The following is a 23,878-nucleotide window of genomic DNA, read 5'->3' on the forward strand; positions in this document are numbered from 1 at the left end:
GTTCAGGCGCACCAACGTGGCCGGCTCCACCCGCGAACGCATCCTGCAGACCTGCCTGGCGTTGTTCAATGCACACGGGCTGCCGGCGGTGTCCACGCACAAGATCGCGGCCGAACTGGGCATGAGCCCGGGCAATCTGCACTACCACTTCAAGACCAAGGAGCAGATCGTCACCTGGCTGTTCCGGCGTTTCGAGCAGAAGCTGGAGGCGCTCAACAGCTCGACCGCGGGCATCGCCGCCGTGGACGACCTGTGGCTGGCGCTGCATCTGCGCTTCGAGGTCATCGGCGAGTACCGCTTCGTGTACCGCGACATGGCCTTCCTGTCGAGCGAGTACCCGGCCCTGGGCCAGCGGGCGCAGGCCCTGACCGCGCTCGAACTGGTGGCCGCGCAGTCGCTGTTCGAGGGCCTGGCGGCCGCGGGCGTGGTGCAGGCCAGCGCCGAGCAGGCGCGCATCCTGGCGCTGCAGATGGTGTTCACCACCACCTGCTGGCTGTCGTTCGAGCGACTGATCCCGGGCCGCGACGGGCGTGACACCGACCCCGGGCTGGCGGCTTTCTACGCGCTGACCCTGATTTCTCCCTATGTGTCCAGCGAATCGAGGGCATATCTGGACTACCTGAAGAGCAAGTATCTGGGATGAGCATCCCCGATGGACTCCGTTGCCCTCACCGAGCAAGAAAGGAACTTACATGACCGCAGTGACTTATGACCAACCGATCCCGCCGCCGTCGCGGCTGCTGCTGCTGGCCGAAGGCCGCGCGCTCTGGGAAACAGTCGCGGGCCTCACCTTCTGGCCCCTGCTGCAGCGGGCGCCGCGCGGCGACGGCCATGCCGTGCTGGTGCTGCCGGGGCTGGTGGCCAGCGATGCCTCGACCGGCCTGCTGCGCCGCTACCTCAAGAGCCGCCACTACGACCCGCACGGTTGGGGCCAGGGCCGCAACCTGGGGCCGCGGCCGGGCGTCGAGGACCGCATGGTCGACCTGCTGAAGCAACTGGCCGACAAGAGCGGCCGCAAGGTCAGCATCGTGGGCTGGAGCCTGGGCGGCGTCTACGCGCGCATGCTGGCGTCCACCCACACCGACATGGTGCGCAGCGTCATCACGCTGGGCAGCCCGTTCGTGGGCAACGGCCACTCCACCAACGCCTGGCGGCTGTATGAGAACGTGAGCGGCAAGAGCGCCGACGACCAGGCGCAATGGAGCTCGGTGCGGCCGACGCCGCCGGTGCCCACCACGTCGATCTACAGCCGCACCGACGGCGTGGTCGCCTGGCAGTGCAGCCTGGAGCAGAACGGCCCGCGGTCGGAGAACATCGAGGTGCTGGCCAGCCACATCGGCATGGGCGTGCACCCGGCGGTGCTGTATGCGCTGGCCGACCGCCTGTCGCAGCCCGAAGGCGAGTGGAAGCCCTTCAACCGCGGCCTGCTGGGCCCACTGGTCTACCCCACGCCGGCGCAGCGCGCCTGAGGCGGGAGCCACGGGCCGCGCCGCGGCCACTGAGCGACGGGCGCCCTCGGGCGCCCGTTTCGTTGGCGTCAGGCTGGCAGGTAGCCTTCGACCGACAGGTAGCGCTCGCCGGTGTCGTAGTTGAAGCCCAGCACGCGGCTGCCGGCCGGCAGCTCGGGCAGCTTCTGCGCGATGGCGGCCAGCGTGGCGCCGCTGCTGATGCCCACCAGCAGGCCCTCTTCGCGCGCGCTGCGGCGACCGTACTCGCGCGCCGCCTCGGCTTCGACCAGGATCACGCCGTCGAGCAGGCTGGTGTCCAGGTTCTTCGGGATGAAGCCGGCGCCGATGCCCTGGATGGGGTGCGGCGCGGGCGCGCCGCCGCTGATGACGGGCGACTGCGTGGGCTCGACGGCGAACACCTTCAGATTCGGCCACTTCGCCTTCAGCACCCGTGCGCAGCCCGTGAGGTGGCCGCCGGTGCCGACGCCGGTGATCAGCACGTCCAGCCCGTCGGGGAAGTCGGCCAGGATCTCCTGCGCGGTGGTCTGCTCGTGCACCGCCACGTTGGCGGGGTTGTCGAACTGCTGCGGGATCCAGGCGCCGGGCGTTTGCGCGGCCAGCTCCTCGGCACGGGCGATGGCGCCCTTCATGCCCTTCTCGCGCGGCGTCAGGTCGAACGTGGCGCCGTAGGCCAGCATCAGGCGGCGGCGCTCCACGCTCATGCTGTCGGGCATCACCAGGACCAGCTTGTAGCCCTTGACGGCCGCCACCATGGCCAGTCCGACGCCGGTGTTGCCGCTGGTGGGCTCGATGATGGTGCCGCCGGCCTTCAACTGGCCGCTCTGCTCGGCCGCCTCGATCATGCTGAGGGCGATGCGGTCCTTGATCGAGCCGCCGGGGTTGGCGCGCTCGCACTTGATCCACACCTGGGCCTGCGGGCCGAAGAGGCGGTTGATGCGTACCTCGGGGGTGCGGCCGATGGTGTCGAGGATGTTGTCGGCTTTCATGGGGTCTCCTGATCGGGTTGGGCAAGTCGGCCATTCTGGCGCAATCGTTCGACCGGAAGTGGCATATCCATATGCCGGTGGATAATCCGCCCCGTGAAGCCCGCCAGGCCGCCGCTGGTGCAAGCGTCGAAAGGCCGCACTGGAGGAACGTCCGGACTGCACAGGGCAGCGTAGGAGGTAACACCTCTCCACCGCAAGGTGAGGATCAGAGCAACAGAGACGAGTCGGCAATGGGGAAACCCGGCGCCGGGTGAAACGGGCAATCTCTACGCGCAGCAACACCAAGTGAGGCCAGCCACGGGAGCAGGGCGACCTCTCTCGATCTTGTGGCTCCGCGGGACGAGCTGGCGGGTAGGTGGCACCGAGCCGGGTGGGCGACCCCCGGCCCAGATTGATGGCGGTCACGCCTTGGGCAACCAGGGCGCACAGAATCCGGCGTATCGGCGGGCTTCACACTTTGTTCAATGCCGGTGGCTATGAAACACCTAGCTGCCGGCTGGCACCCGCAAAGGGTTTTCGGCCTGAAGAATCAAAACTTTTCCCACGGCTGCAGATAGCGCCACTGGCCTTCGGGCATCTTGGCCAGGGGCACGCGGCCCAGCCGGATGCGGCGCAGCGCCACCACGCGCAGGCCCACCGCCTCGCACATCGAGGGCACTTGCCCCGGGCGGATGCCCTTGAGCGCGAAGCGCAGGCGGGTCTCGTTCTGCCAACTGACCTTGACCGGCGGCAGCGGCCGGCCGTTGAAGGACAGGCCGTGGCACAGGCGCGCCAGGCCGCCCTCGGCCATCGTGCCGGCCACTTCCACGATGCATTCCTGCTCCAGCGATTCGATGTCCTCGGCCAGCTTGCGGGCGATGCGCGCGTCCTGCGTGTACACCACCAGGCCGCTGGCCTCGGTGGGCAGCGGCGTGTGGCACGCCAGCAGCTTGAAGTGGCGCTGCAGCACGCGTATGCCGCTGGCGTCGTCGGCCACGTGATGGGCCTCGGTCAGCAGCGCCTGCGCCAGGGGCGCGCCCTGGCTGCGGCTGGCGTGGGCGCGCTGCGCGGTGGCGGCGGCGGGTGCGCCCAGCCCGGCCTCGTGGCCGGCGGGCTTGTTCAGCAGCAGGGTGACCGGGGCCAGGTCCATCAGGCTGGCGTTGGCTTCCAGCACCACGCGCTGGTGCGGCGCCACGCGCGCGCCGGGCACTTCGATCACGCGGCCGTCCACGCTGACCAGGCCGCCTTCGATGTAGCGCTCGGCCGTGCTGCGTGAGCAGCGCATTTGATCGGCGACGCGCTTGGCGAGTCGAACCAGGCCGGGGTGGAGGGTGTCTTCAGTCATGATTGAACCCGTTGGCCAGCATCCAGAAAGCATCGGTTGCCATCAAATGCACAGCAAATCAAGTGGGGATTGGCGCCGTCCGGGCTGGCCGCTGGCGCACCCCGCCGGCTGCGCCAGCGCGAAGCGACTCAGGCGGGTGTCTCAATTCCCCGGCGCCATGGCCTGGATACGCTCCACGTGCGCCAGCAGCGAGCGCTTGGCCACCGGCCACACACGCGGCGGCACGTCGTCGTAGGCCATGGCCACCCAGTCGTCCATTGTGCCGCCAGGGTCGGCCCGCATCACCGCCAGCACCTTGGCCTCGCGCGCGAGGCGGTGCTGCTTCAGGTGCGAGATGACCGCGCGCGCGCTGCCCAGCACGTGGCCGTGGGCGGGCGCGATGAAGTCGGCGCCGTGCGCGGCGCAGGCGGCGTCCAGCTTGTCCAGCGAGTCCAGGTAGGCGGTCATGTCGCCGTCGGGTGGGTCCACCACGGTGGTGCTGCCGTTCAGGATGTGGTCGCCGGAGAACAGCAGGCCGTCCTCCTGCAGCAGTAGGCACAGGTGGTTGGCGGCGTGGCCAGGGGTGTGGATGACGCGCAGGATATGGGTGATTTCGCCCTCTGGCCCGCGTCCAGAAAGCGTGATCAGCTCCTGATCCTGTAGCGCCCGGTCGGGCGTGAACTCGCTGGCGGCGCGCGCCGTCGGCTGCGACGGCAGGCCCAGGATGGGCGAGCGGCCGTCGCACAGCGCCTGCAGCGGCCGGGCGCCGGGCGAATGGTCGGGGTGAGAGTGGGTGCAGACGATGGCGCGGATGTCGCCGCCGGCGGCGCGCCACAGGCGCTCGACGTGGGCGGCGTCCGCCGGGCCGGGGTCGATGGCAACGTAGCCGGTGCGCGGGTCGCCCACCAGGTAGCTGTTGGTGCCGGGGCCGGTCATGAAGCCGGGGTTGGGCGCGGTCAGGCGCTGCACGTTCCTGAGCAGGGGCACGGGCTGCTCGCTCTGCCAGTCCAGCGCGTGCAGCAGCTGGCCGCCGGGGCAGACCAGCGCCAGCTCGCCGTAGGGCGGCTCGTGCTCCATGTAGCGCTCTTCCTTGCCGGCCAGCAGGCCGCCGCGCGGGCAGCTCGTCCACAGCGGCTTGTCGCCGGCGCAGGCGGCCAGCACGGCGTCCACGGTGGCGTGGCGCTGCAGACGCTCCAGCGTGCGGATGGTCGGGAAGATGATGAAGAAGTCGCCCGCCGCGTGCCGCGCCAGCGCGTCCCGCGGGCGCACCCACACGGGCTCGAACTGCTCGGCCTCGTCGGCCACCGGCGTCTGGCCCTCGGGCATGCGCGCCACCAGGAAGGGCACGTCGAAGCGCCGGGGCAGGTCGCGGTCGGTGATCCAGCGCGCCAGCACGAACACATCGGCCGCCGCCAGCAGGAGGCCGCGCGCGGCGCACTGCGTGGCGAGGGGCGCGTGGCGGTCCAGCGCGGCCACGTCGCTGGCGGTGGCCGGGGTGCCATCGGCGCGGCGCGCGATCAGCACGCCCAGCTCCTCGAAGCTCTCGCGGATGGCGGCGATGGCCTGCGTCAGGTGCTCGTCGCTCTGCGTCGGGCGGCGCGTGGCCAGGGCATGCGCCGCCGCATCCGCCGCGTCGATGCCGCCGCCCGGGAACACATAGGCGCCCGGCACGAAGCTGGCGGTGGGCGAGCGGCGCGTCATCAGCACCTCGATGCCAGCCGGCGTGTCGCGCAGCAGCAGCACGGTGGCGGCGGGGCGGGGGAGCGCGGGCTCGCGCGGGGGGTGCAGGAGTTGGCTGGGACGCGGCATGGCGGCGATTATGGGGCGCGCACCGGGGCCGCGCCGGCTCAGCGCGCGTGCTCCTTCAGCAGCGCCAGCGCGTGGTCCGACAGGATCTGGTGCCCGCGCGGGGTCGGGTGCGACGAATCGGCCCAGAACCAGGTCTGGGCGGCGTCGGGGGCGGCCAGCGTGGCGGCGGTGCAGAACGCGGCGCTGTTGATCGGCCGGGTGCCCACGCAGGCGGGGTCGGTCAGGTTGACCAGGCCGTGGCGCGCCGGGTTGGCTTGCACCTCCGACCAGAGCGAGCCCGTGTCCAGCAGCACGACGCCAGGCAGCGGGGCCAGGCCGCTTTTCAGGATGGCGTTGAATTGCGACGTCCATGCATTCACCTGCTCTGCCGTCACGGGGGTGTAGCAGCCGGTGGCCTGGTATTCGGGCGAACCGTAGTGGCGCGAGAAGGGGCTGACGATGGGGTTGCCCTGCGCCAGCACCAGGATCAGCCTGGCGCCGTTGGCCTGCATCTGCTTGACCATGTCGACGGCGGCCTGGGCCGCCTTGGCGATCTCTGCGTTGGCGATGTCGAGCGTGGTGTTGCCCGGGCCGAGGCCGTTCTCGTCGGTGCCCCAGCACACGGCGCTGAACTGCGCGTAGAGGTCGTTGCCGCCGCCGCTGACGAGCAGCAGCTCGCCGGCGGGGAACTTGCCGTGGGCCGCCAGGTAGCTGTTGACCTGCTCGCGCACCGGCGCCACCAGCCGGTTGTTGCCGACGCCGCTCTGGCTGGGCAGTCGCGCCACGCGCGCGCCGCCCTCGGCGTAGCCATTGCCGCCGATCACCGTGGCGGTGCCGACCTCCGTGGTGGCGCCGTAGCTGGCGTCCTTGTCCAGGGTGAGGGAGCGGTGGGGCTTGAGCGCCAGGCCATAGTGCTCGGCCACGTTCTCGGCCCAGACCTTGCCTGGATTGACCGTGAACTTGCCCGGGTTGGCGGGGTCGCCCGTCGCGACCTGGTAGGTGCCCACGTCGCTCAGGCTGTCGCCGAAGACGGTGATGGACTTCACCGCCATCTTGCCGTCGCCGCCATCGCCGCCGCAGGCGCCCAGGGCGGCGATCAGGGGTGCGCACACGGCCGCCGCGAGCCATGCGCGGCTTCTGGAATTCTTCATGCTTGTCTCCGGGGTTTGTGGTCTTGGACACGGCGCGACGCGTGCCGGCGGGCAGTATGCCAGCCGCCCTGCCTTGCGCGCGTACCATGGCGCGGGGGCGTTCCGTCCCGCTTCATCCACTTGGCCAAGGAGGTATTTCCATGACGTTGACCCGCCAGCAGTTCCTGCGCGGCGCCCTGGGCGCCGGCGCGCTCGCCACGGCGGGGCCGGGCCTCGCGGCCGAGACCGACTTTCCTCAGCGGCCGCTGAAGCTCGTCGTGCCCTTTGCCGCCGGCGGCGCCACCGACATCCTGGGGCGCCTGCTCGCGTCGTCGCTGGCCGACCGGCTGGGCCAGCCCGTGGTGGTGGAGAACCGGCCAGGAGCCGGCACCATGGTCGCCGCGTCGCAGGTCGCCAAGTCGCCCCCCGACGGCTACACCCTGTTCCTGGCGTCCAACAGCACGCTGACGCTGAACCCGGCCATCCGCGCCGCGCTGCCGTACGACCCGCTCGCCAGCTTCGCCATGCTCGGCGGCGTGGCCGACATGGGGCTGCTCGTCGTCGCCCATCCCGACGCCCGGGTGAAGACGCTGGCCGACCTGGTGCGCCGGGCCAAGGCCGAGCCGGGCCAGCTCAGCTACGCCTCGTTCGGCGCCGGCTCATCGGTGCACGTGGGCGCCGAGCTGCTGCAGTCCGCCCTGGGCATCCGCATGACGCACGTGCCGTTCAACGGCAGCTCGCAGAGCCTGACGGCGCTGATGGGCGGGCAGGTGCCGGTGGCCGTGGACACCGTGGTGGCCTCGGCGCCGCTGGTGCGCGCCGGCCGCGTGCGCGCCGTGGCCGCCCTCAGCGCCCAGCGCTTGCCGCTGCTGCCCGAGGTGCCCACGGTGGCCGAGAGCGGCTACCCCGGCTTCGAGGCCACGGCGTGGTACGGGCTGCTGGCGCCCGCCGGCCTGCCGGCGCCCGTCGAGCGCAAGCTGGCCCTGGCGCTGCAGGCGGTGATGGCGCGGCCCGAGGTGCAGGGCAAGCTCAGGGAGGTGGGCCTGACCCCGCGCTGGAGCACGGGCCAGGCCCTGCGGGAGCGGGTGGAGCAGGAGCTGCCCCAGATCCGCGCGGTGGCCGCGCGGGCCCAGATCAAGGCGGATTAGGCGGCCGGCGCCGGCCCGGCGGGGGCAACCCGGTATTCCAGGCCGAATTGGCCTGTAGCCGGCACCACTATTACGCCGTGAGCTATGAAAATAATAGTGACCGAGGCGCTTTCCGTGGCCGATCCCGGCACCCCTACAGCCGGAACCAGATGATCACCGCGGTGGTGATCAGGCACATGGCCGAGTTGCCGATGTTCACCGCGATCGCCTTGTCCAGGCGCTGGCCGTTGTGTTCGTGCAGCCAGGCCGCCATCGCCGCGTTGGCCCCGGTCCAGTGGCTGTTGCGCGGCGGTGGAGGCGTTCACGAAGCGGTCCATTTCGGCGGCGAGGGCCAAGGTTTACCCCCCTGGCACCGGCACCATGGCACCGGCTCGGCCGGAGCGCATCGCCCATCCGAAGGATGCGGATCGGCTACCTTGCGCGGATGATGCACGGCGCGCCCAGGTTCCCGTCCTGGTGTCACCGCCATGGCGCTTTCCGCCGTGGCTCAGTCCAACTGGATGTTCAGGGTGCGGATCAGGCCGTCCATCTTGCGCGCCTCGGTCTTGATGACGGCGTCGAACTGCTCGGGCGTGCCCGCGACGACCTCGGAGCCGATCTCCAGCCACTTCGCCTTGAACGCCTCGTCGCTGAAGATGCCGCGCAACTCGGCGTTCAGCCGCGCGATGACCGGCTGGGGCGTGCCCGCCGTGGTCGATATGCCGTGCCAAGCGTAATAGTCGAAATCGGGGTAGCCCAGTTCGCTGATGGTCGGCACCTGGGGCAGCATCGCGGAGCGGGCCTTGGTGGTGACGGCCAGCGGCCTGAACTTGCCCGACTGGATGTGCTGCATGGAACTGCCCAGGATGTCGAACATGCTCGTGATCTGCCCGCCCATCAGGTCCACGATGGCCGGGCCCGCGCCCTTGTAGGGCACGTGGGAGATGTCGACCTTGGCCGTGGCCTTGAACAGCTCGCCGCCCAGGTGCTGCGGGGTGCCGTTGCCGGCCGAGCCGAAGGTCACGCGGTTGTCGGCCTTGCGCGCGTGGTTCACGTAATCCTTGAAATTCTTGATGGGGCTTTTTTCCGAGACTTCCAGCACCAGCGGGAACCTGGAAATCTGCATCACCGGCGCCAGGTCCTTGACCGGATCGAACCCCAGCTTCTTGTACAGGTACTGGTTGACCGCCAGGTTGCCGCTGGCCGCCAGCAGGATGGTGTGGCCGTCGGCCTTGGCCCGCACCACCTGCACGGTGCCGATGTTGCCGCTGGCGCCGGCCTTGTTCTCCACCACCACGGGCACGTTCAGTCGCTTGGACAGCGGCGTGGCGATCAGCCGCGCCATCAGGTCGGTCGGCCCGCCGGGCGGGTAGGGCACCACGAAGGTGATGGGTTTACTGGGCCAGGCGTCCTGGGCGGCGGCGGCCAGCGGCAGCGCGAGCGCGGCGATGGCAAGGGCTTTCTTGAACATGCATGTCTCCTTGTTGAAATAAGTCAGGTCACTCAGCGGGCGTCGTGCGAATGGATCCGCAGTGCCTCCAGGAAGCGCGAAACCATGTTGTAGGCGGCCACCGTGGCCGTCAGCTCCACCAGGCGCGGCGGCTCGAAGTGCGCGGCCACGGCGGCGAAGACCTCATCGCTCACCTGCACCTGGCGCGTCATGGCGTCGGTGTAGGCCAGCACGGCGCGCTCGCGCGCGTCGAACAGCGGGCAGTCCGGCCAATCGGGCAGCGCGTCCAGCTTGGCCTGCGACACGCCCTCGATCAACGCGATGGGCGCGTGCTGGTCGGCCTCGTAGGGCGCGTGGTTGAGCAGTGCCACGCGCATGATGACCAGCTCGCGCACGTCGCCCGGCAGTTGGGACTTCTGGCGGATGGCCGTCAGGTAGTTCAGCCAGCCCTCGGCCACCGGGGCGCTGTGCAGCAGCATCTGGTACAGGTGCAGGACGCCGCCGCGCTCGGCGGCGATGCGCTCGGCCAGCGGGCGCGCGGCGGCGCTGGTGCAGTCGGCGTAGGGGATACGGGCCACGGGATTCGCTCCTTTGTTCTGGGAAGCGGATGCTAGAGGTCTGCGATATATTTTTGAAATTCTTTATATCTATCGATTTATCAATCAAAAGAATGAATATCTCGCCCAAGCACCTGCGCATGTTCCTGGCGCTGTCCGAATCGCTCAACTTCAGCAAGACGGCCGAGCAGTTGTTCATGACGCAGCCATCGCTGAGCAAGGCGATCCAGGACCTTGAGGCCGCCCTGGGGCTGCCCCTGTTCGAGCGCACCACGCGCAGCGTGCGGCTCACCCCCGGCGGCGCCCGCATGGCGACGCTGGCGCGCTCCATCGTGGGCGAGTTCGACACCGGCCTGCGGCGCATGCAATCGTCGGCCGAGCGCGAGGCCCTGCAACTGGCCATCGCCTGCTGGCCCTCGCTGGCGCACGTGGTGCTGCCCGGCGTGTGCGCCGCCATCGAGCGGCGGTTCCGCGCGCCGCAGGTCACCATCCACGACTGCGCCAACAGCGCCTGCATCCAGCGCCTGCTCCACCACCAGGCCGACTTCGCGCTGGCGTCCGTCGCGCCCTCGCACCCCGACCTGGCCTATGAGGAACTGCTGCGCGACCGCTTCGTGCTGCTGGCCTGCGGCAAATGGCGCCAGCAGGTGGCTGCGCGCATGCGTCTCGACGAACTGCTGGCCCTGCCGCTCATCACCCTCACCGATGCCAGCACCGCCATGCGCTACATGAGCGCGGCGTACCTGCAGCGCGGCATCGAGTACCGCCCCAAGATGCAGGTCGATCAGGTGGCCACCGTGGCCGGCCTGGTGAAGAAGGAAGTGGGCGTGGCGGTCCTGCCCTATCTGGGCGTGATGCCCATCTTCGGGATGCGCGGCGTGCAGATGTCCGAGATCGTGGACGGGCCGCTGCGCTCCGTGGGCATCGTGACCCGCCGCCTGGGCAACCCCACGTCGGTGGCCCTGGCGGCGATGGAGGAGGTCCGGGCCACCACGCAGGACTTGCTGGTCCGGCATGCGGGCTGGATCATTCCGGTGGCCAGTGGGCAAGGGGGCCCAAAACAGGGTCAGGTTGAATTTCCTGATGCCGATCACGCTCACGCCAGACGCCAGACGCCATCCGCGCGAGCCAGGCCCACGGGCTGGTGATCGCCGACCGGGCCGGCCTGGACTGGTCGAGAGAAGGGGCGATGTGTCAACTATTTCGTTTTTTTGACACAGATGTGGTTTCCACTCTGACTGTTGGACACGTTTTGTGCGAAATTCAAGGCCTCTCCACGGTTTGGGCGGCCCGTGCTTGCGCGGCAAGCATTCAGATCGGTGGGGCAGACAAATGGCCGCGACCCGGCTGATCAAACCGCAAAAAGACGAGAGGTGTCATGAATAACATCGTACTGAAGCAGTTGTTGCGCGACCGCAAGGAGGCTGGCTTGCCGAGAAGTTGTACCCCCCCCCCCTCTCCTAGCACCATTCGGGCGAAGCGCTAACCTGCTGGGTGGGGTGCTGCTGGCCATCGGGGGATTGGCCGCGGGGGGCTTCGCGACTTCCGCGCACGCCGCGTTGACGGCTGGCGACCTCACCATGTTGTACAGCGGCACAGCGCCGTTTGACGACGATGATCTTGCAGGCAACGACTTTGGTGATGCCAACACGGTCATCCGAAGCAATGACAGGGTTGGTTACCGCTTTTTCTACCAGACGACCGGTGGTGACACCAACGCCCAGGCGGTCTTCACGGCACCCGCGGGTGCGCGCTGGAGCTATATGCCTGCCGGATGCGGCGCCGGTTCAGCCATCGTCGGGCAGGTTCTGACCTGCGTGCTGGGCAACATTCCCAATGCACAAGTCCAGAGCATCGATCTGGAGATGAATGCGGGTGCCCGCACGCAGGGCTCGTCGGTGCCGCCGGCCACGGTCAACTTCACGTCCAACGAGACGCCGACGCCGCCCGCCTACACCGCGCCGCCCACCCTGACGGGGTCCGCGGCTCCTCGTTGGGATGTGGTGAAGCTCGAAGCCGGTTATGGCCAGGTGTTCCGCGTGGATTCCGGGCCCGGTGGAGTTCCTGGCTTCATCCTGCCCTACAACATCATGGTGCAGGCGGAGAACTACAAGAGCCGGGGCGGGGCAGACTCCCTCAAGGGGCTGGCTCCGCTGGGCGCCACGGTCGTCATCAACGACACGCTGCCGACCCCCAATGCGCGCATCATGGATTACGCCAATCCATACCAAACCACAGCTTGCGTGGGGCAAGGTACTGGTTTCAACCAATTTAACAATTCTGTTCTGGACCTCGGCCCGACGAGCAGCACCAGTGCTCAAGCCGTTGCCAATGGCGGCAGTTGCGCCGCCACGCAGGTGGGGCAGACCGCCGCCCTCACCTTGACGGGCGTGGACTCCAGCCTGACGCACCGGCCGAGCACCTGGTCCGGTGATGTCATTCCACCCAGCGACATCCGCACCACCGCGATCATCTCCAAAAATCTGTTTGTCTGGATTCCACAGGCAGATGTGGCTCCCGGTGGCGAACTGACCAGCATCACCAACACGATCCCGGCGACCACCTTCACCGCGCAGGATGGCCAGCAGACGTACACCGAGCCCAACACGTCGAACAACTCGTTCACCAGCGGACTACGCAACGGGGGGGCCGGAACTCTCTTCAAGCTGAGCGTGCCATGGGGTCTTGACGTGAACCAGCCCGTTGGGCCGAACGATGCGCCAGGCGGCGTGCCCACGGGCTATGCGGACGCTGTCAACACGACGGTGGTTGGGTCGCGCTGGCGGCCTCGATTCAGCATCGCCAACACCACCTCGGTGTCCATGACCAACCTTCTCCTCTGTGACTATTTTGACAATGCACGGCAGGATCTGATTGAAACCTCGCCGGGTGTGTATGCCACGGCCAATGCGACGTACGCTCCCCCCAGCACGGGGGCGCCGCGGCCTCCCATTCCCCCAGCGAACTACGTGCTGGAATATGGCACGGGCGGTGCGCTGGATCCGAGCGGGCAGTGGGCCAGTGTGGGCAACAGCTCTGCCCAAACCCAGGCGCGCTGCAACGATACGGGGGTGACATGGGCAACCGACCCCAGCACCTTGCCAGGTGGTGTGGGTGGCGTGACCCGCATCCGCGTTCGCTACGTCGGAGAGGGTGGTTTGCCGCCTGGCGCAGCCATCGGGGTGCGTTACGGCGTGCAATTGCGGTCGACGTGGCGCTACACCACGGCCGTGAACACACCTTCGGCCTTCGCGGGCACCTATGCAGCCAACAGCAGCATCGTGCCCGACGACAGCTTTTACAGCCCTGCCAACTACCGTGTGCTCAACAAGATCGCGGCGATGGCGACTGGGTGGACGGAAGCGCCCGCTGGCTATACCGTGTCCGTGGGGGTGCGACGCCCCAGCGTGTTCAATTCCATCCGCAAGACCAGCATCTCTCCCATCCACACCTCGCCGGATCCGGTTGGGATTGGCCAGACGCTCAAGTACCAACTGGCGATCTACAGCCGCAATGTCGGTTACGCCGGGCCTGAAACGCTGACGGTGACGGACGTGTTGCCGCCCGGTTTGTCGTATGTGGCCGGGAGCAGCACCTACGCGGGCAACCCGCAGCAAAACGGGACGGTGCTTGGCAACGGTTACCGCGGGGGCTTGCCTGGTACTCTGGCGGGAGAACCTTCCGTGAGTGCCGGTGCGCCTGGCTGCCCCACCTGCACCACGCTGGCATGGACCATCAATGCCACCCAGCCTGCATTCAGTTTCGAAAATGCAGACCCCAACAGCCTGCTGGGCCATCTCCAGTTCGATGCCGTGGTCGGTGTGGTCGCCAGTGGCACCCAGTTGCTGAACTCGTCCACCCTGGATTCGGAGCATGACTATGCGGGTGACTGCACGTACCAGGGGCCAGCAACGGGCTTCGTCAATCCAGGGTGCCAGAAGGCCTCCCACAAATTGCTGGTGGTGTCGGCGCCTCCGGGCTTCTATCTGGCGAAAACAACCCCGGAGCCAACACGGCCCATCAACTCCACGATGGATTTCAACCTGGCATTGACAGGTATTGGCGGAGACGTCACGAATGCCCGTTGGATCGACATCCTGCCTTACAACGGTGATGCAGGCATTCGCGGCGCCACCGGCTCCAGCTTTCCAGGTACGGCCGTGCTGGCCGCCATCAATGTGCCGGCAGGTGTGACAGCGACCTACACCAAGCTGGCACCCGGCAATCTGAACCCTGACCCTGCCCATGCCAGCAATGTGAATCCGGGCAGTATCTGGTGCGCCAGCCTGAGCGGGGGTGCTTGCCCCGCGTCGTTGGCGGAAGTCACTGGCCTGCGCTTTGAAGCGGCGATCTTGACCTCTGGCACCGTTTACAACGTGGGTATCGTGATGGAGGCCTCGGGCAATGGAAGCGGTGGACGTTACATCAACAACTTCCGTGCCACTGGAACCTTCAGCGGTAGATCGCCGGTGTTGTCATCCCAGGATGTGCGTGTGGATGTCGCCAGCGTCAGCTATGTGGTCACCGGAACGGCGGGCCCTGGCGGGGCCATCGGCCCAGACAGCCAAAACGTGATCGACGGTGCGACGGCCACGCTGGGCATCACGCCTGACACCGGGTATGTCGTGGGTGAGATCACCACGACCTGCAGCGGTGGCAATTTCTCTGGCGGCAACTACACCACCTTGCCGGTCCATGCAGACTGCCATGTGCACGTGACCTTCAAGAAGAAGGAGCAGATTGCAGGACCAGTGGCCGTTCCCACGATGAACGAATACGCCTTGCTCTTGCTGAGCGTGTTGATGGTGGCGGTGATGGGGGCTGGCAGCCTGCGCCACCGTGGCATCGGACGGCACAAGCGCTAAGTTGTCCCTGCTGCCATCGTCAGGATGGTTCGGCTGATCAAACAGCCGCTGCGCCGCAAACAGGCCACTGTTTGCGGCGTTTTCATGGAAATTAATGGGGTCAGATTAAAATTACTGAATGTCCCGACTTCCCCGTCTCACCCTCCCAGGCTATCCCCACCACATCGTCCAGCGCGGCAACAACCGCCAGGCGATCTTTGGCGACGAGGCCGATTACCAGCGCCTGCTGGACGAACTGAAGGCCCAGGCCGCCGCCCACCAGGTGGCCGTGCATGCCTATGTGCTGATGACCAACCACCTGCACCTGCTGGTGACGCCCGAGACCGCCGACGGCGTGCCGCTGATGATGCAGGGCCTGGGGCGCGCGTACGTGCGTTACTTCAACCGCCGGCACGACCGCAGCGGCACGCTGTGGGAGGGGCGCTACCGCAGCACGCTGATCGAGGCCGAGCGCCATCTGCTGGCGTGCATGGCCTACATCGACCTCAACCCCGTGCGCGCGGGGCTGGCGGCGGACCCGGCGGACTACCCGTGGTCGAGCCACGCCCACGGCGTCGGCCTGCGCGGCGACCCGCTGGTCACGCCGCATCCCCTGTACTGGGCGCTGGGCAACACGCCGTTCGCGCGCGAGCGGGCCTACGCCGATCTGGTGCATGCCGGCCTCGACGCCGGCCAGCACACCGATTTGGCGCGCGCCGTGCACAGCGGTTGGGCGCTGGGCGGCGCTGATTTCGTGCGAGACCTGCAGCGGCGCGCCGAGCGCCGGGTGGTCCGCGCGCCGCGAGGGCGGCCACCGAAGCCTGCGGATTGAGTATCAAATAGTGCTCATGCCGGCACCAGTATTGTGCTAGTTGCTATCTATTTTGATATGTCCCTAATTTAATTGAATTGTTTGAATGGATGATTTTATTTTGATCTGACCCCGATTTATTTTCTTGGCATTGTTGTTGCGGTGCAGTATCCTCACGCTTCTTTCTCCCTACCCCACGAATGGAACACGCGATGAGCACGCCCGCCGAGCGACAGCACTTGCAGCACACCGGCCTGTACGACCCGGCCCACGAGCACGACGCCTGCGGCGTGGGCTTCGTGGCGCACATCCGGGGCGAGAAGAGCCACGGCATCGTCACCCATGCGCTGAAGATCCTGGAGAACCTGGACCACCGCGGCGCGGTGGGCGCCGACAAGCTGATGGGCGATGGCGCCGGCATCCTGATTCAGTTGCCCGACGCGCTGTACCGCGAAGAGATGGCCCGGCGGGGGGTCGAGTTGCCGCCGCCGGGCGAGTACGGCGTGGGCATGATCTTCCTGCCCAAGGAGCACGCCAGCCGCCAGGCTTGCGAGGAGGAGATGGAGCGCGCCATCGCCGCCGAGGGCCAGGTGCTGCTGGGCTGGCGCGACGTGCCGGTCAACCGCGACATGCCCATGTCGCCCGCCGTGCGCGCCACCGAGCCGGTGATCCGCCAGGTGTTCATCGGCCGCGGCGCCGACGTGATCGTGCAGGACGCGCTGGAGCGCAAGCTCTACGTCATCCGCAAGACGGCCAGCGCCAACATCCAGGCGCTCAAGCTCAAGTACGGCAAGGAGTATTACGTCCCCAGCATGAGCACCCGCACGGTGATCTACAAGGGCCTGCTGCTGGCCGACCAGGTGGGCACCTACTTCCATGATCTGCAGGACGAGCGCTGCGTCTCCGCGCTGGGCCTGGTGCACCAGCGCTTCTCGACCAACACCTTCCCCGAGTGGCCGCTGGCGCACCCGTACCGCTACGTGGCGCACAACGGCGAGATCAACACCGTCAAGGGCAACTACAACTGGATGCGCGCGCGCGAGGGCGTGATGAGCTCGCCCGTGCTGCAGGCCGACCTGAAGAAGCTCTACCCCATCAGCTTCGCCGACCAGTCCGACACCGCCACCTTCGACAACTGCCTGGAACTGCTGACCATGGCCGGCTACCCGCTGGCCCAGGCGGTGATGATGATGATCCCCGAGCCGTGGGAGCAGCACGCCACCATGGACGAGCGCCGCCGCGCGTTCTACGAGTACCACGCTTCCATGATGGAGCCCTGGGACGGCCCGGCCTCCATCGTCTTCACCGACGGCCGCCAGATCGGCGCCACGCTGGACCGCAACGGCCTGCGTCCGGCCCGCTACTGCGTGACCGAGAGCGGCTACGTCATCATGGGATCCGAGGCCGGCGTGCTGCCCGTGCCCGAGCACAAGATCATCAAGAAGTGGCGCCTGCAGCCGGGCAAGATGTTCCTGATCGACCTCGACCAAGGCCGCATGATCGACGACGAGGAGGTCAAGGCCAGCCTGGCCAACGCCAAGCCCTACAAGCGCTGGATCGAGGACCTGCGCATCCGCCTCGACGACGTCGTGCAGCCCGTCGCCGGCGCCGACGCGACCGAGCTGCCCATCGGCGAGACCGAGCCTCAGTCCGCCGGGGTCGAGAGCACCCCGCCCGCGCTGCTCGATTTGCAGCAGACCTTCGGCTACACGCAGGAGGACATCAAGTTCCTGATGAGCCCCATGGCCGCCAACGGCGAGGAGGGCATCGGCTCCATGGGCAACGACAGCCCGCTGGCCGTGCTGTCGGACAAGAACAAGCCCCTGTACAGCTACTTCAAGCAGTTGTTCGCGCAGGTCACCAACCCGCCGATCGACCCGATTCGCGAGGCCATCGTGATGAGCCTGGTCAGCTTCATTGGCCCCAAGCCGAACCTGCTGGACATCAACCAGGTCAACCCGCCGATGCGGCTGGAGGTGAGCCAGCCGGTGCTGGACCCGGCCGACATGGCCAAGCTGCGCGACATCAAGCGCCACACGCAGGGCAAGTTCAGCAGCGCGGTGCTGGACGTCACCTACCCGCTGGCCTGGGGCGCCGAGGGCGTGGAGGCGCGCCTGGCCAGCCTGTGCGCGCAGGCGGTGGACGCCATCCGCGGCGGGCACAACATCCTCATCATCAGCGACCGGGGCGCGGGCGCCGACCGCGTGGCGATCCCGGCGCTGCTGGCGCTGTCGGCGGTGCACCAGCACCTGATCCGCGAGGGCTTGCGCACCAGCGCCGGCCTGGTGGTGGAGACCGGCAGCGCGCGCGAGGTGCACCACTTCGCCGTGCTGGCCGGCTACGGCGCCGAGGCCGTGCACCCCTATCTGGCCATGGAGACCCTGGCCGCCATGCACCAGGACCTGCCGGGCGAGCTGTCGGCCGAGAAGGCCATCTACAACTACGTCAAGGCCATCGGCAAGGGCCTGTCCAAGATCATGTCCAAGATGGGCGTGAGCACCTACATGAGCTACTGCGGCGCGCAGTTGTTCGAGGCCATCGGCATCAACTCCGACACCATCGCCAAGTATTTCACCGGCACCGCCAGCCGGGTCGAGGGCATCGGCGTGTTCCAGATCGCCGAGGAAGCCCTGGCCCGCCACCGCGCCGCCTTCGGCGCCGACCCGGTGCTGGCTGGCATGCTGGACGCCGGCGGCGAATACGCCTGGCGCACGCGCGGCGAGGAGCACATGTGGAGCCCCGACGCCATCGCCAAGCTGCAGCACAGCGCGCGCGCCAACAGTTGGGGGACGTACAAGGAGTACGCCCAGATCATCAACGACCAGAGCCGCCGCCACATGACGCTGCGCGGCCTGTTCGAGTTCAAGGTCGATCCGGCCAAGGCCATCCCGGTGGACGAGGTCGAGCCCGCCGCCGAGATCGTCAAGCGCTTCGCCACCGGCGCCATGTCGCTGGGCTCGATCAGCACCGAGGCGCACGCCACCCTGGCCGTGGCCATGAACCGCATCGGCGGCAAGAGCAACACCGGCGAGGGCGGCGAGGACGAGCGCCGCTACCGGCAGGAGCTCAAGGGCATCCCCATCCAGCAGGGCGACAGCCTCAAGAGCGTGATCGGCGACGAGAACGTCGAGGTCGACATGCCCCTGGAGGCTGGCGACTCGCTGCGCAGCCGCATCAAGCAGGTGGCCTCGGGCCGCTTCGGCGTCACGGCCGAGTACCTGTCCAGCGCCGACCAGATCCAGATCAAGATGGCGCAGGGCGCCAAGCCGGGCGAGGGCGGCCAGCTGCCCGGCGGCAAGGTCAGCGACTACATTGGCAAGCTGCGCCACAGCGTGCCCGGCGTGGGCCTCATCAGCCCGCCGCCGCACCACGATATCTACTCCATCGAGGATCTGGCGCAGCTCATCCACGACCTGAAGAACGTCGCCCCGCACAGCGACATCAGCGTCAAGCTGGTCAGCGAGATCGGCGTGGGCACCATCGCCGCGGGCGTGGCCAAGTGCAAGAGCGACCACGTGGTGATCGCCGGGCACGACGGCGGCACGGGCGCCTCGCCCTGGTCGTCCATCAAGCACGCCGGCAGCCCGTGGGAGATCGGCCTGGCCGAGACGCAGCAGACCCTGGTGCTCAACCGCCTGCGCGGGCGCATCCGCGTGCAGGCCGACGGGCAGATGAAGACCGGCCGCGACGTGGTCATCGGCGCGCTGCTGGGCGCCGACGAGTTCGGCTTCGCCACCGCGCCGCTGGTGGTCGAGGGCTGCATCATGATGCGCAAGTGCCACCTCAACACCTGCCCGGTGGGCGTGGCCACGCAGGACCCGGTGCTGCGCAAGAAGTTCTCCGGCAAGCCCGAGCACGTCGTCAACTTCTTCTTCTTCATCGCCGAGGAGGCGCGCCAGATCATGGCGCAGCTCGGCATCCGCAAGTTCGACGAGCTGATCGGCCGCAGCGACCTGCTGGACATGCGCACGGGGCTGCGGCACTGGAAGGCCCAGGGCCTGGACTTCTCGCGCCTGTTCGCCCGGCCCGACGTGCCGGCCGACGTGCCGCGCCGCCAGGTCGACAGGCAGGACCACGGCCTGGAGCGCTCGCTGGACAACCGCCTGATCGAGAAGTCGCGCCCCGCCATCGAGCAGGGCGAGGCCGTCAAGATCATGGACACGGCGCGCAACGTCAACCGCTCGGTCGGCGCCATGCTGTCGGGCGCGGTGACCAAGGCGCACCCCGAGGGGCTGCCCGACGACACCATCCGCATCCAGCTCGAAGGCACGGGCGGCCAGAGCTTCGGCGCCTTCCTGTGCCGGGGCATCACGCTCTACCTGATCGGCGAGGCCAACGACTACACCGGCAAGGGCTTGTCGGGCGGGCGCATCGCCATCCGCCCCAGCCTGGACTTCCGCGGCGTCGCGCACCAGAACATCATCGTCGGCAACACCGTCATGTACGGCGCCACCACGGGCGAGGCGTTCTTTGCCGGCGTGGCGGGCGAGCGCTTCGCGGTGCGCCTGTCGGGCGCCACGGCGGTCGTCGAGGGCACGGGCGACCACGGCTGCGAATACATGACCGGCGGCACCGTGGTGGTGCTGGGCGCCACGGGCCGCAACTTCGCCGCTGGCATGTCGGGCGGCGTGGCCTACGTCTATGACGAGGACGGCCAGTTCGCCCGGCGCTGCAACCTGTCCATGGTCAGCCTGGACAAGGTGCTGCCCGCCACCGAGCAGAAGGCCAGCCAGGACCCCGGCACCTGGCACCGCGGCCGCACCGACGAGGAGCAGTTGCGCCAGCTGCTGGACGAGCATCTGCGCTGGACCGGCAGCCGCCGTGCCCGCGAGCTGCTCGACGAGTGGAGCGCCACGCGCGAGAAGTTCGTCAAGGTGATGCCCACCGAGTACAAGCGCGCCCTGGGCGAGATTCATGCAAGAAAACAGGCTCTGGCCCGCACCGATAAAGCGCCAGAAGCTACCAAAAAAGAAGCGGCCGCGGCCAAGTGAGAAGGATGCGAGATCATGGGTAAAGTCACCGGCTTTCTGGAATTCGAGCGCGTGGAAGAGGGCTACGCGCCCGTCGCCGAGCGCGTGCGGCACTACAAGGAATTCGTCATCGGCCTGGACGAGGCGCAAGCGCGCCTGCAAGGCGCGCGCTGCATGGACTGCGGCACGCCGTTCTGCAACAACGGCTGTCCGGTCCACAACATCATCCCGGACTTCAACGACCTGGTGTACCGCGGCGACTGGAAGAATGCCTTCGCGGTGCTCGACTCCACCAACAACTTCCCCGAGTTCACCGGCCGCATCTGCCCCGCGCCCTGCGAGGCCGCCTGCGTGCTGAACATCAACAACGATCCCATCGGCATCAAGTCGATCGAGCACGCCATCATCGACCGCGCCTGGGACGAGGGCTGGGTCGCGCCGCGCCCGGCCGCGCACCGCACCGGCAAGAAGGTCGCCGTGGTCGGCTCCGGCCCCGCCGGCATGGCGGCGGCGCAGCAACTGGCGCGCGCCGGCCACGACGTCACCGTGCTCGAGAAGAACGACCGCATCGGCGGCCTGCTGCGCTACGGCATCCCCGACTTCAAGCTCGACAAGTCGCACATCGACCGCCGCGTGGCGCAGATGCAGGCCGAGGGCGTCGCCTTCCGCACCGGCGTGCTGGTGGGCGGCATGCCGGGCGAGGGCCCGGGCGCCAAGGTCACCAACCTGGCGCAAGAGACGGTGTCCGCCGCGCAGCTCACGCAGGACTTCGACGCCGTGCTGCTCACCGGCGGTGCCGAGCACTCGCGCGACCTGCCCGTGCCGGGGCGCGAGCTGGACGGCATCCACTTCGCCATGGAGCTGCTGCCGCAGCAGAACCGCGCCAATGCGGGCGACCAGGTGAAGGATGCGATCTCGGCCAAGGGCAAGCACGTCATCGTCATCGGTGGCGGCGACACCGGCAGCGACTGCGTGGGCACCAGCAACCGCCACGGCGCCAAGAGCGTGACCCAGTTCGAGGTCATGCCCATGCCGCCCGAAGAGGAGAACAAGCCGCTGGTGTGGCCCTACTGGCCCATCAAGCTGCGCACCAGCTCCAGCCACGAGGAAGGCTGCGGTTCGCGAGTTCGCCATCTCCACCAAGGAATTCGTGGGCGAGAAGGGCCAGGTCAGGGCGCTGCGGACCGCGCAGATCGAGTTCAAGGACGGCAAGCTGGTCGAGGTGCCCGGCACCGACAAGGAGTGGCCGGCCGACCTGGTGCTGCTGGCCATGGGCTTCACCAACCCGGTGGCCAGCGTGCTCGATGCCTTCGGCGTGGCCAAGGACGCGCGCGGCAACGCCAAGGCCACCACCGAGTTCAGCGGCGGCTACGCCACCAGCACGGCCAAGGTGTTCGCGGCCGGCGACATGCGGCGCGGGCAGAGCCTGGTCGTCTGGGCCATCCGCGAAGGCCGGCAGGCGGCGCGCGCGGTGGACGAGTACCTGATGGGATCGAGCGACCTGCCGCGCTGAACTTCAAGCCGAATCGGACTCCAGCCCGCATGGATTTTGCGTCAAAAGCTCCTGAAATAGTAGTGTTACAGGCTTTGGCGCCCGCTGGCTAAAATCCGTTCATCTCCCAGGCCGGCTTGATGCCGGCTTGTTTTTTTAAGATGGCCTCCATGTCCAGCCCTTCAGCCGCCCCCCAGGGCGATGCCCTGGTCGAACTGCGCGACGTCACCTTCGGGTACGGCGATCGCCCGGTGCTGGCCAACCTGTCGCTGGCCGTGCCGCGCGGCCGGGTGACGGCGCTCATGGGCGCCTCCGGCGGCGGCAAGACCACGGTGCTGCGCTTGATCGGCGGGCAGCAGCGCGCGCAGGCCGGGCAGGTGCTGGTGGGCGGCCAGGACGTGGGCGCGATGGACGAGCGCCAGCTCTACGCCGCGCGGCGCCGCATGGGCATGCTGTTCCAGTTCGGCGCGCTGTTCACCGACCTGACGGTGTTCGACAACGTGGCCTTCCCGCTGCGCGAGCACACCAACCTGCCCGAGGCGCTGATCCGCGACATCGTGCTGATGAAGCTGGACGCCGTGGGCCTGCGCGGCGCGCGCGACCTGATGCCGGCGCAGGTGTCGGGCGGCATGGCGCGGCGCGTGGCGCTGGCGCGGGCGATCGCGCTCGACCCCGAGCTGGTGATGTACGACGAGCCCTTCGCCGGGCTCGATCCGATCTCGATGAACACCTCGGCGCGGCTGATCCGCCAGCTCAACGACGCGCTGGGCATCACCAGCATCGTGGTGTCGCACGACGTGGCCGAGACCTTCTCCATCGCCGACCAGGTGGTGATCCTGGCCGACGGCAAGGTCGCGGTGCGCGGCACGCCGGCCGAGGTGCGCGCCAGCGCCGACCCGCTGATCCGCCAGTTCATCGGCCTGGACGTGGAGGGGCCGGTGCGCTTCCACCACCCCGGCCCGACGGTGGAGCAGGACTTCGGGGTAGAGACCGCATGAGCTGGTGGCATCCCGCCGACGTCGGTTTTGCCGTGCGCTCGAAACTGGCCGACACGGGCTACGCGGCGCGCTTCTTTGGGCGGCTGGTGGGGCTGTTCGGACCCACCTTCCGGCGCTTCGGGCTGGTGCGCGACCAGATCCACTTCCTGGGCAACTACTCGCTGGCCATCATCACGGTGTCAGGCCTGTTCGTCGGCTTCGTGCTGGCGCTGCAGGGCTACAACATCCTGCAGCGCTACGGCTCGTCCGAGGCGGTGGGCCTGATGGTGGCGCTGTCGCTGCTGCGCGAGCTGGGGCCGGTGGTGACGGCGCTGCTGTTCGCCGGCCGCGCCGGCACCTCGCTCACGGCCGAGATCGGGCTGATGAAGTCGGGCGAGCAGTTCTCGGCCATGGAGATGATGGCCGTGGACCCGGTGCAGCGCATCATCGCGCCGCGCTTCTGGGCCGGCGTGATCGTCATGCCGCTGCTTGCCGCCGTGTTCAACGCCGTCGGCATCATGGGCGGCTGGATCGTCAGCGTGCTCATGATCGGCGTCGATCCCGGCGCGTTCTGGAGCCAGATGCAGGGCGGCGTCGACGTGTGGGCCGACCTGGGCAATGGCGTGCTCAAGAGCCTGGTGTTCGGCGTGGCGGTGACCTTCGTCGCGCTGCTGCAGGGCTACGTGGCCAAGCCCACCGCCGACGGCGTGGCGCGCGCCACCACGCGCACGGTGGTGATGGCTTCGCTGATGGTGCTGGGATTGGACTTCATCCTGACAGCGCTGATGTTTACGTATTGACATGGCCCACTCCCAGGCTCCACACGCTGCGCGTTGTTCCTCCTCCCCCCTCGAGGGGGCGCCGCCAGCGGCCGGGCAAAGCCCGTCCACGGCGGCCCCTGGCCTGGCCTGCTCCGCGGCCTCCGGATTCCTGGGTTGGGGTGCGGGGCCATCGATTTTTCAGTTCGTGAAGTT

At 68.3% G+C, this 23,878-nt stretch carries 15 protein-coding genes, 1 other RNA gene and 1 pseudogene; 11 read left to right on the forward strand and 6 right to left on the reverse strand.

Features of this window, described 5'->3' with window-relative positions; genetic code table 11:
• The first annotated feature begins 16 nt into the window (after nucleotides 1-16).
• A complete protein-coding gene (locus tag IPG65_RS00795) occupies nucleotides 17-643 on the forward strand; it encodes a TetR/AcrR family transcriptional regulator (protein WP_293187402.1) in 627 nt (208 codons plus the stop codon).
• Nucleotides 644-692: 49 nt separating this feature from the next.
• Nucleotides 693-1,469, forward strand: a complete 777-nt coding sequence (locus tag IPG65_RS00800; protein WP_293187403.1) for an alpha/beta hydrolase — start codon at nucleotides 693-695, stop codon at nucleotides 1,467-1,469.
• A gap of 68 nt (nucleotides 1,470-1,537) precedes the next feature.
• On the opposite strand, the gene cysK is transcribed toward IPG65_RS00800, so the two are convergent.
• Entirely contained in the window at nucleotides 1,538-2,455 is a 918-nt protein-coding gene (gene cysK, locus IPG65_RS00805) for a cysteine synthase A (RefSeq protein ID WP_293187405.1), read from the reverse strand.
• A 95-nt stretch (nucleotides 2,456-2,550) separates the two neighbouring features.
• Between cysK and rnpB the strand changes: the two genes are divergently transcribed.
• An RNA gene (gene rnpB / locus IPG65_RS00810) (RNase P RNA component class A) lies at nucleotides 2,551-2,911 on the forward strand.
• 73 nt (nucleotides 2,912-2,984) lie between these two features.
• On the opposite strand, the gene IPG65_RS00815 is transcribed toward rnpB, so the two are convergent.
• The 3 genes from IPG65_RS00815 to IPG65_RS00825 form a co-directional block, all read right to left on the reverse strand.
• A complete protein-coding gene (locus IPG65_RS00815; RefSeq protein ID WP_293187406.1) occupies nucleotides 2,985-3,779 on the reverse strand; it encodes an rRNA pseudouridine synthase in 795 nt (264 codons plus the stop codon).
• 141 nt (nucleotides 3,780-3,920) lie between these two features.
• Entirely contained in the window at nucleotides 3,921-5,567 is a 1,647-nt protein-coding gene (locus IPG65_RS00820) for an MBL fold metallo-hydrolase (protein WP_293187408.1), read from the reverse strand.
• A 38-nt stretch (nucleotides 5,568-5,605) separates the two neighbouring features.
• Nucleotides 5,606-6,697 (reverse strand): SGNH/GDSL hydrolase family protein, encoded by a 1,092-nt coding sequence (locus tag IPG65_RS00825; RefSeq protein WP_293187409.1) that lies wholly within the window; start codon nucleotides 6,695-6,697, stop codon nucleotides 5,606-5,608.
• Nucleotides 6,698-6,837: 140 nt separating this feature from the next.
• Here IPG65_RS00825 and IPG65_RS00830 point away from each other — a divergent pair, with 140 nt between their 5' ends.
• Nucleotides 6,838-7,824, forward strand: coding sequence for a tripartite tricarboxylate transporter substrate binding protein (locus IPG65_RS00830; protein ID WP_293187410.1), 987 nt, complete (start codon nucleotides 6,838-6,840; stop codon nucleotides 7,822-7,824).
• A gap of 487 nt (nucleotides 7,825-8,311) precedes the next feature.
• On the opposite strand, the gene IPG65_RS00835 is transcribed toward IPG65_RS00830, so the two are convergent.
• Nucleotides 8,312-9,274: a tripartite tricarboxylate transporter substrate binding protein gene (locus tag IPG65_RS00835; RefSeq protein ID WP_293187411.1), complete on the reverse strand. Its 963-nt coding sequence runs from the start codon at nucleotides 9,272-9,274 to the stop codon at nucleotides 8,312-8,314.
• 32 nt (nucleotides 9,275-9,306) lie between these two features.
• Nucleotides 9,307-9,831 carry a carboxymuconolactone decarboxylase family protein gene (locus IPG65_RS00840; protein WP_293187412.1) on the reverse strand — a complete coding sequence of 175 codons (525 nt, stop codon included), beginning with the start codon at nucleotides 9,829-9,831 and terminating at the stop codon, nucleotides 9,307-9,309.
• A gap of 92 nt (nucleotides 9,832-9,923) precedes the next feature.
• Between IPG65_RS00840 and IPG65_RS00845 the strand changes: the two genes are divergently transcribed.
• The 7 genes and pseudogenes from IPG65_RS00845 to mlaE all read left to right on the forward strand — a co-directional run bounded on the left by IPG65_RS00845 (nucleotide 9,924) and on the right by mlaE (nucleotide 23,704).
• On the forward strand, nucleotides 9,924-10,958 hold the full coding sequence (locus IPG65_RS00845; protein WP_293187414.1) for a LysR family transcriptional regulator: 1,035 nt from the start codon (nucleotides 9,924-9,926) through the stop codon (nucleotides 10,956-10,958).
• Nucleotides 10,959-11,309: 351 nt separating this feature from the next.
• Nucleotides 11,310-14,675: an IPTL-CTERM sorting domain-containing protein gene (locus IPG65_RS00850; protein ID WP_293187416.1), complete on the forward strand. Its 3,366-nt coding sequence runs from the start codon at nucleotides 11,310-11,312 to the stop codon at nucleotides 14,673-14,675.
• A 118-nt stretch (nucleotides 14,676-14,793) separates the two neighbouring features.
• The gene (locus tag IPG65_RS00855) at nucleotides 14,794-15,486 is read left to right on the forward strand and encodes a transposase (protein WP_293187418.1); all 693 of its coding nucleotides are present in this window, start codon (nucleotides 14,794-14,796) and stop codon (nucleotides 15,484-15,486) included.
• Between the two features lie 191 nt (nucleotides 15,487-15,677).
• Entirely contained in the window at nucleotides 15,678-20,456 is a 4,779-nt protein-coding gene (locus tag IPG65_RS00860) for a glutamate synthase-related protein (RefSeq protein ID WP_293187419.1), read from the forward strand.
• 15 nt (nucleotides 20,457-20,471) lie between these two features.
• Nucleotides 20,472-21,948 (forward strand): annotated as a pseudogene (locus tag IPG65_RS00865) (glutamate synthase subunit beta).
• 149 nt (nucleotides 21,949-22,097) lie between these two features.
• On the forward strand, nucleotides 22,098-22,925 hold the full coding sequence (locus IPG65_RS00870) for an ABC transporter ATP-binding protein (RefSeq protein ID WP_293187420.1): 828 nt from the start codon (nucleotides 22,098-22,100) through the stop codon (nucleotides 22,923-22,925).
• Nucleotides 22,922-23,704: a lipid asymmetry maintenance ABC transporter permease subunit MlaE gene (gene mlaE / locus IPG65_RS00875; protein ID WP_293187421.1), complete on the forward strand. Its 783-nt coding sequence runs from the start codon at nucleotides 22,922-22,924 to the stop codon at nucleotides 23,702-23,704. Before IPG65_RS00870 ends, mlaE begins: the two co-directional genes overlap by 4 nt.
• The last annotated feature ends 174 nt before the right edge of the window (nucleotides 23,705-23,878 follow it).

Source organism: Ottowia sp. (assembly GCF_016703145.1).
Classification (GTDB): Bacteria; Pseudomonadota; Gammaproteobacteria; order Burkholderiales; family Burkholderiaceae_C; genus Ottowia.

Coding starts and splice junctions, on each gene's coding strand:
- IPG65_RS00800 (WP_293187403.1), top strand. CDS start 693: ATGACCGCAGTGACTTATGACCAACCGATCCCGCCGCCGTCGCGGCTG.
- cysK (WP_293187405.1), bottom strand. CDS start 2,455: ATGAAAGCCGACAACATCCTCGACACCATCGGCCGCACCCCCGAGGTA.
- IPG65_RS00815 (WP_293187406.1), bottom strand. CDS start 3,779: ATGACTGAAGACACCCTCCACCCCGGCCTGGTTCGACTCGCCAAGCGC.
- IPG65_RS00820 (WP_293187408.1), bottom strand. CDS start 5,567: ATGCCGCGTCCCAGCCAACTCCTGCACCCCCCGCGCGAGCCCGCGCTC.
- IPG65_RS00825 (WP_293187409.1), bottom strand. CDS start 6,697: ATGAAGAATTCCAGAAGCCGCGCATGGCTCGCGGCGGCCGTGTGCGCA.
- IPG65_RS00830 (WP_293187410.1), top strand. CDS start 6,838: ATGACGTTGACCCGCCAGCAGTTCCTGCGCGGCGCCCTGGGCGCCGGC.
- IPG65_RS00835 (WP_293187411.1), bottom strand. CDS start 9,274: ATGTTCAAGAAAGCCCTTGCCATCGCCGCGCTCGCGCTGCCGCTGGCC.
- IPG65_RS00845 (WP_293187414.1), top strand. CDS start 9,924: ATGAATATCTCGCCCAAGCACCTGCGCATGTTCCTGGCGCTGTCCGAA.
- IPG65_RS00855 (WP_293187418.1), top strand. CDS start 14,794: ATGTCCCGACTTCCCCGTCTCACCCTCCCAGGCTATCCCCACCACATC.
- IPG65_RS00860 (WP_293187419.1), top strand. CDS start 15,678: ATGAGCACGCCCGCCGAGCGACAGCACTTGCAGCACACCGGCCTGTAC.
- IPG65_RS00870 (WP_293187420.1), top strand. CDS start 22,098: ATGTCCAGCCCTTCAGCCGCCCCCCAGGGCGATGCCCTGGTCGAACTG.
- mlaE (WP_293187421.1), top strand. CDS start 22,922: ATGAGCTGGTGGCATCCCGCCGACGTCGGTTTTGCCGTGCGCTCGAAA.